The organism is Rickettsia sp. TH2014 (assembly GCF_019249195.1).
GTDB classification, from domain to species: domain Bacteria; phylum Pseudomonadota; class Alphaproteobacteria; order Rickettsiales; family Rickettsiaceae; genus Rickettsia; species Rickettsia felis.
The window spans coordinates 1-5395 of the sequence record NZ_MXAX01000264.1 but is presented as its reverse complement, the minus strand read 5'-3'; the positions used below and the strand labels follow the sequence as shown (position 1 = coordinate 5395).

Here is a 5395-nt window from a genome sequence, read left to right as displayed (position 1 = left end):
CTTTAAACTTCTGTTATATTCTTTCCAGTTGCAAACTTTTTGTAGCTTTGACATACACACTTGTGGTTAAGTTTTTTGTCGATTTACTACTTTTCTTAGTTCGCAGCTACTTTTTTTTATATCTACGCAACAAGGTCTTGCAGGAATGACGACTCAGTTATCCACTACAAAATATAAATTAATATTCTATTTTGTACAGTTTTAATAATTAGGGTTAGGTCTTTTATCATCGCCGCTAAGCTCTAATTCTCCTTGTTCATTGAAATTTAAGGAGAAAAACGGTTGTTTTGTTATAATATTATTTCTTAGTGCTAGGTGATCAAAAGACTTAAGACGTCTGATAGATCTAGTGCTATTAGGTTTATTTGTTTTTTTATTTTTTGACATAAAAACCTCCTTACTAAATGTCATTCCTGCGAAAGCAGGAATCCGGCGTAAAGCGAGATAACCTCAGCTTTTAATTTCAAAAATTTGCTTTATTTATACTTTTTCCCTATAGATTCCTACTTTCGCAGGAATGACATAAGTGAGCTATGCGGGTAACGCCAATTTTTGAAGTTCTATCTTATTATATCTCAACTCTCTTCCTCACTTTGTTCTATCGGCTCTAAACCATATAAAGATATCATACGCTCAAAAACTCTACCGGCAGTAGGGGCAGCCGTCCAGCTTGCCGTTGCAAAGCCAAAGCTTTCTTTAGTCGGTTTCGGCTCATCAAATCTAATAAAAATAACGTATTGCGGGTTAGATGCAGGTAGCACTCCTAAAAACGATGAAGCTCTACTATTTTTTAGATATTTCTTTTTCCCCCCTGCACCTGGGGAAAGCTTTTCTGCCGTACCGGTCTTACCGCCGATAAGATAGCCTTTAACCTCCGCTCTTTTACCGTTACCTTCTTTTACTACCGATCTAAATAATTTCTTCATTTGGGTAGAGGTATTTTCACTAAAAACTTTTGTACCTATTACTTTTTCATCCTTTCTTTTTAATAAAGTAAGATCATATAAAGTACCTCCGTTAACGACCGGTAACATTGCTCTAACAAAATGCAAAGGGCTAATCGAAATGCCGTAGCCGTACGACATAGTAACACTAGTTAACTCATTCCATCTTTTCTCGGAGGGAAATAACGGGGTACCTCGTTCAGGTAATTCTATTTGTAACTGATCTAATAGACCTAATTTCTTTAAGTATTTTTTAAAATTGCTTTTACCGATTTCAAGCATAATTTGACTTGTACCAATATTTGAAGAATATAGAAAAATCTCAGGTACACTATGCCACCCTTGCCTTGGTGTATAATCCTTAAGCTGGAATCCCCCTACTTTCATATAGCTTATATCATAAGCATCATTCATATTTATTGCACCGGTATCAAAACCGACTGCCATAGTTAATGCCTTAAATACCGAACCCATTTCATAAATGCCGAGACTTGCTATATTAAACAGCTCTTCCGGTTTGGCCAAACTCGGATGATGAGGATCGAAATCAGGCTTATTTACTAATGCTAAAATCTCACCATTATTTGGATCGGCAATAATGCCTACTGCTCCTATGGCCTTAAATTGCTTTAAAGTTTTATCAATCTCTTCACTTAAAATACTTTGTAATCTGATATCAATAGATAATTGAAGTGGCTCTTTCCGATTCTTTGATTCGTTTAATTCATAATCAGAATTAGTTAAATATTTATCGTAAGCGAGTTCTAAACCACTAAGCCCTGCCGAATCTCTACCTACATAACCGACAACATGCGACAATAAATTAGAAAAAGTATAAATTCGTTTCTGCTCGTCTTCAAATTCAAAACCAAGTAACCCTAGGCTAGTTATTTTTTCCTGCTGACTAGGTAATAAATCCCTTTTTACCCATATAAAGCTTTTATTTGACTTAAGTTCCGCAAGTAATTTGGCTTTATTAATATCAGGTAGAATTTCTGCTAATTTTTTTACGGAAGTTTCAGGATCGAGAACTATTTGTGGATTAGCGAATAATGACGCAGAAGGTAGGTTAACTGCTAATAAATTACCGTTTCGGTCAACTATTTCTTTTCTAAATTGATGATTTTTTTTAAAGGAATTAATATTTTTATCGTAAACATTCGTAGCAACGATTATCAATCTGTAAGATAAAGTGCAAAAAAGAAAAGAAAAGCCACAAATAACCATTAATAATCGGATTTTTGTATTTTTACTACAAACATTCCAAATGATCAAACTTTTAATTGCTGGTTTCCATTTTTCCAAAATTTGTTTCATATATTATTTATGGTGTTTTAAGTAGGTAGTAGCCTCGTCATTGCGAGGAGAAACTATAAGTTTTGACGAAGTAATCTCGTGTCAAAACCTGAGATTGCCACGCTCCTTTCAGTCGCTCGCAATGAGGTCTAAGGCTTAGTCCTACTCGAAACAGTTTGTATATACTTATTATTCGTAATTCTTTTGTAACGCCATTTACTACTCTTTGAAATACTAATATTATGATTAAATTTAATATTTTGATCGATATTTGGTCCTAACGGATCTTTTATCATTTGATAAGATTTAACTGTTTCTAATTTTAAATAAGCTGCCGCAAGTTTTTCTAATCTAGCCGGCAAAAGTAGATAAGCTTGCTCTGCTTTTAAAATATGAATATTATTATTCTCACTATTTATCTGTTTTACAACGCTACTTAATTGATAATCAAGAGTTGAGACTCGCTCTTTTATACTAAACAAACTACATATTGCTATAATTGTTATCAATAATATTAAATAGTGAAACTTTCTTATAGTCATAACTAAATTACTCTTGTATTTCCTATAATACTTAGACAATTTTTTAAAAGCATTCGATATCATTCCCGCATAGGCGTTACCTGCGTGGATTCCCGGTCCGTCATTGCGAGGAGCGAAGCGACGTGACAACCTCATGAAGTAATAACAAATTCCTGAGATTGCTTCGTCAATTACTTCGTAATTTCCTCGCAATGACGGAAAAATCGGTCCATGCCACAATAACATCGACTATAGTATCTTTTTTGCCGCTCGAAGTTTTGCCGACCTTGCTCTAATATTTAGCCCTACTTCCTTATCTGACGGTGCTAGAGCTTTATTAGTAATAATCTTAAGCCATTTATTTGGATCAATTACCATATCGTCTTTAGCATATTTCGACCTTGCTACCGGCTTTTCTGAATTTTCTTTAAAGAAATTCTTAACTATTCTATCTTCTAGAGAATGAAAAGAGACAATAACTAACCTACCGTTTTTGTTCAATATATCTTGCACATTCGCTAAAAATCTCTCAAGCTCGCCAAGCTCATTATTGATATAAATCCTAATAGCTTGAAAGGTTTTAGTAGCAGGATCGATTTTGCCTTTTCTAAATCCTATACTGCTCCTTACAATCTGAGCTAGTTTACTTGTGCTATCGATTCTCGCCGTTTTTCTATATTCCACAATTCTCTTAGCAATTCTTCGTGAAAAGCTCTCATCACCGTATTTATAAATTACATCGGCAAGCTCTTTTTCCTCTGCAATATTTACAAACTCCTCGGCACTAAGCCCCTGCCCGCTCATACGCATATCAAGTGGTCCATCATGTAAAAACGAAAATCCTCTATCTGCTATATCTAACTGCATTGATGAAACGCCTAAATCCAGCACTACCCCATCAATTTTTTTTTCCTTAAGCTTTGCAAAACTATCCGCAAAATTCGTTTCTATAAAATCAAATCTCTCACCGTAATTTTGCTTAATTTCTTCGGCTTTTTTAATCACATTTGGATCACGATCCAAAGCTGTGATATAACAGTCACAGCTTTCTAATATTGCTTTGCTATATCCTCCTGCTCCAAACGTACAATCTAGATAAGACTCACCGTCTTTTGGAGCTAAATTTGCTAGCATTTCATTTAGCATTACCGGTATATGTGGCTGCTGCATCAATTCGCATTCCTTAGAGTTAAACGCTTTTCATGAGCAATTTTTTGAGCGGAATTTAAATATTCTTTAAAATTCTGCGGCTGCCAAATTTCAAAAATCACTCCCTTACCTACAAAACATGCTTGCTCTTCTACCTCTGCATGCTGCATTAAAGATTGCGGCAATATAATTCTTCCCTCCCCATCAAACGGAAGCTGCACGGCTTCCCCGAATATCATAGTCTCAAAGGCATCACGCTCTTCGGAATATGGATCAAGACTCTCAATCATCTGTCTTAATTTCTCAATATGCGAAATACCGCACGCCTCTATACAATTATTCCTAATTGACGGATAAGCAATTACACCGTTAAATAATTCTTTCCCTAGTACCGCACGGTAATTCGCCGGCACTGACACCCTACTCTTTTTATCAACGCCATTTACATACTTAGATAAAAATACATTCATTGGTATAATTTGGGTTAATTTGGGTTTTTATGGTAATTTATAGGATATTATAGGAATATAACGTAGTCAAGCGTTTTTAACAGATAGGAGTTAAATTATTAATAATCGATGTCATTCTCAGCTAAAAGCAGGGATCCAAAAAAAAATTATAAATACAGCAAGTTTTTAAAATTAAAAGTGGCGGTTATCTCGCTTTATGAGGGACTCCTGCTTTTAGCTGAGAATGACATAAGGCAAGCTTCTCGAGCCATACACCAAAAGCAAAGGTCACTCGCAATGACGTAAAATCTTGACATATGCTTTAAATCAAACTAAACTAAGTTAGTTTAAACTGGTTAAAAATTTGAAGGCTTGAAATGCAAATAGTTAACATTCATAATGCAAAAACTCATTTATCCGAATTAATAAAATTAGCTGCAAACGGTAAAGAAGTCATTATATGCAAATCAGGCAAGCCTACTGTTAAGCTTGTGTAATATAATCCTAAGAAGCAAATGCGTAAACCTGGCTATTGGAAAGGTAAAGTTGTTATAAAAGAGGATTTTGATGATTTGCCTGATGATTTTATGGAGTTTTTTAAGTAATTGGCTCAGATGAAATATTTATTAGATACACATATTTCATTGCAGTGGTTAAATAATGATAGAACTCTGTCGCATAAAATATCAGAAATTATAGCTAATCCTGATAATATAATTTTCGTAAGCAGTGTAAACACATGGGAGATTACCATTAAAAAATCTTTAGGAAAGCTAGAAGCTCCAAATGACATAGAAAAAGCCATTGAAGCTAATGATTTTCAAAAATTACCGATTACAATAGAACATAGCACCTATATTGCAAATTTACCGTTATACCATAAAGACCCCTTTGATAGACTATTGATAGCACAAGCAATAGTAGAAGGGTTAACTCTACTAACTTGTGATACTCAAATTCCTAAATATTCAGTGCATATAATTTGTAATAGTTGAGATTTAATCTCACATTTAGTAAAATTAAGATAATATTAAAT

General features: G+C 34.2%; 7 protein-coding genes. 2 read left to right on the top strand and 5 right to left on the bottom strand.

The features are described from left to right. Nucleotides 1-201: 201 nt before the first annotated feature. From KYQ89_RS05535 to mraZ, 5 genes are all read right to left on the bottom strand, one after another. The gene (locus tag KYQ89_RS05535) at nt 202-387 is read right to left on the bottom strand and encodes a hypothetical protein (protein ID WP_218460753.1); all 186 of its coding nucleotides are present in this window, start codon (nt 385-387) and stop codon (nt 202-204) included. Between the two features lie 188 nt (nt 388-575). After that, nucleotides 576-2261: a peptidoglycan D,D-transpeptidase FtsI family protein gene (locus KYQ89_RS05530; protein WP_218460752.1), complete on the bottom strand. Its 1686-nt coding sequence runs from the start codon at nt 2259-2261 to the stop codon at nt 576-578. A 128-nt stretch (nt 2262-2389) separates the two neighbouring features. After that, a complete protein-coding gene (locus KYQ89_RS05525) occupies nt 2390-2782 on the bottom strand; it encodes a hypothetical protein (protein ID WP_218460751.1) in 393 nt (130 codons plus the stop codon). 228 nt (nt 2783-3010) lie between these two features. Beyond that, a complete protein-coding gene (rsmH, locus tag KYQ89_RS05515) occupies nt 3011-3931 on the bottom strand; it encodes a 16S rRNA (cytosine(1402)-N(4))-methyltransferase RsmH (protein ID WP_218460754.1) in 921 nt (306 codons plus the stop codon). Then, on the bottom strand, nt 3931-4380 hold the full coding sequence (gene mraZ, locus KYQ89_RS05510) for a division/cell wall cluster transcriptional repressor MraZ (protein WP_218460750.1): 450 nt from the start codon (nt 4378-4380) through the stop codon (nt 3931-3933). The genes rsmH and mraZ overlap by 1 nt, the downstream gene beginning before the upstream one ends. A gap of 356 nt (nt 4381-4736) precedes the next feature. On the opposite strand from mraZ, the gene KYQ89_RS05505 reads away from it, so the two are divergent. Together KYQ89_RS05505 and KYQ89_RS05500 are read left to right on the top strand one after the other, a co-directional pair. Continuing rightward, complete coding sequence (locus KYQ89_RS05505) at nt 4737-4856, top strand: type II toxin-antitoxin system Phd/YefM family antitoxin (protein ID WP_218460749.1); 120 nt, start codon at nt 4737-4739, stop codon at nt 4854-4856. 117 nt (nt 4857-4973) lie between these two features. Then, the gene (locus KYQ89_RS05500; RefSeq protein ID WP_218460748.1) at nt 4974-5354 is read left to right on the top strand and encodes a type II toxin-antitoxin system VapC family toxin; all 381 of its coding nucleotides are present in this window, start codon (nt 4974-4976) and stop codon (nt 5352-5354) included. The last annotated feature ends 41 nt before the right edge of the window (nt 5355-5395 follow it).